The sequence below is a fragment of the Candidatus Obscuribacterales bacterium genome (assembly GCA_036703605.1).
Lineage (GTDB): Bacteria > Cyanobacteriota > Cyanobacteriia > RECH01 > RECH01 > RECH01.
This window is the reverse complement of record DATNRH010000306.1, coordinates 1-1,336: the sequence shown is the minus strand read 5'-3', so window position 1 is coordinate 1,336 and position 1,336 is coordinate 1. Positions and strand designations below refer to the sequence as shown.

Below are 1,336 nucleotides of genomic sequence, written 5' to 3'. Positions count from 1 at the left end.
GCGAGCGCACCTGAGCGAATGATGCTGCTCCCCAGTCCGAGCGAAAGCCGTTGGTCACTTTGCGAAAGACGGCACTCCAGCGCAACGCCTGCTCACTGAAATTATTGGTTGGCAGAATTGTCTCATCGCTCAAGAACAGCAACAGATGAGCCCGAATCTTCTGATAGCGTTTGAGCAACCGCTGTCCCTCGACGGATCTGGGTTGCAGATTCAAAATCTCCCGCAGTGAGCCACGCAATCGTCCACAATAGTGCTCGACGGTGGAGGTCGCCAGAGTGTGTCGTCGTCGTTGCAGGGCAATAGCTTTGAGGAACAGTCGTTTCATTCGGGGCGCAAACAACTCATCACCCGCATCCATGGCATACTGACAATCGCGCAGTTGATGCGCCAGACACACTTGCCAGTCCTGTGCTGGATGAGCGGCTTGGGCACTGAATAAGTCAGACACCCAAATTTGCGGTTGATGCCCAGCCATGACGTTATCGATGACCGTTTTGCTCCGAGTGGGACGAATCACATGCAAACACACCTGGTCGTTCTGAAACACCCATTCCCACTGGGTTTTCCCATTCACCCGTGCCCCTGTTTCATCACTACCAACCAGACGAGCACTGCGTAAGCGCTCAACAATCTTCGCTACAGGAGTTTCCAGTTGAGCCTGCACCCGTTGCAAGAGGTTAGCAATCGCTCCTTCCGACAGAGTTAGCCCGTAAAGCTCGCTCATTAACTGGCTTAGTCGCTGATAACTGATGGCATGACCGTAGCGCAGATAGGTCACTAGACTCGCAATACTGGTGCCAAAGGGTGAGCCGGGTTCCAGACCCACTGGAACAGGGGCTTCATAGGTCTTTTGGCAACACGGACACATCCCACCGTAACGTTCCACCCGCGTGATGTGAGGGGTCATCTGAGGCAATTCAATGCGCTCGTAAATCCCGCTCAGGCGCTGCGTTGATGGGGCCACCTCGACTCCACAGTGGGGACAACTCTTGGCCTGGGCAATCACGACTTGATCCGGATGTTGACTTAAGTCTCGCCCACCACTACGGTGCCTCCCCGTTTCTTCCCCATGGACAGGAGTTGTCTGAACACTGCTCTGATTCGGCTTGAAGCCCTGGGACGGAGGCAAACTGGAATTACGTGAAGTTTTCTTGACTCGCTTTTGCTTCAGCCTTTCGACCTCGGAGCGCAACGTTTGCAACTCCTGCCACAGCCCTCCAATCAGGGCATCCTTTTCGGCGTGGCTTAGGTCATCGAGAGGGGGTAGTTCCTTCATGGCAAAAGTTTATCATCTTCTGTCAAAGACCTGCTGAGGTCAACCTAGTTGAGCAATTAC

1 protein-coding gene is annotated in these 1,336 nt (G+C 54.0%); it reads right to left on the bottom strand.

The window, feature by feature from the left end:
* Positions 1-1,276: IS66 family transposase (locus tag V6D20_06415; GenBank protein HEY9815420.1), on the bottom strand; the 1,276-nt coding region annotated here is incomplete at its 3' end.
* Positions 1,277-1,336: the final 60 nt, after the last annotated feature.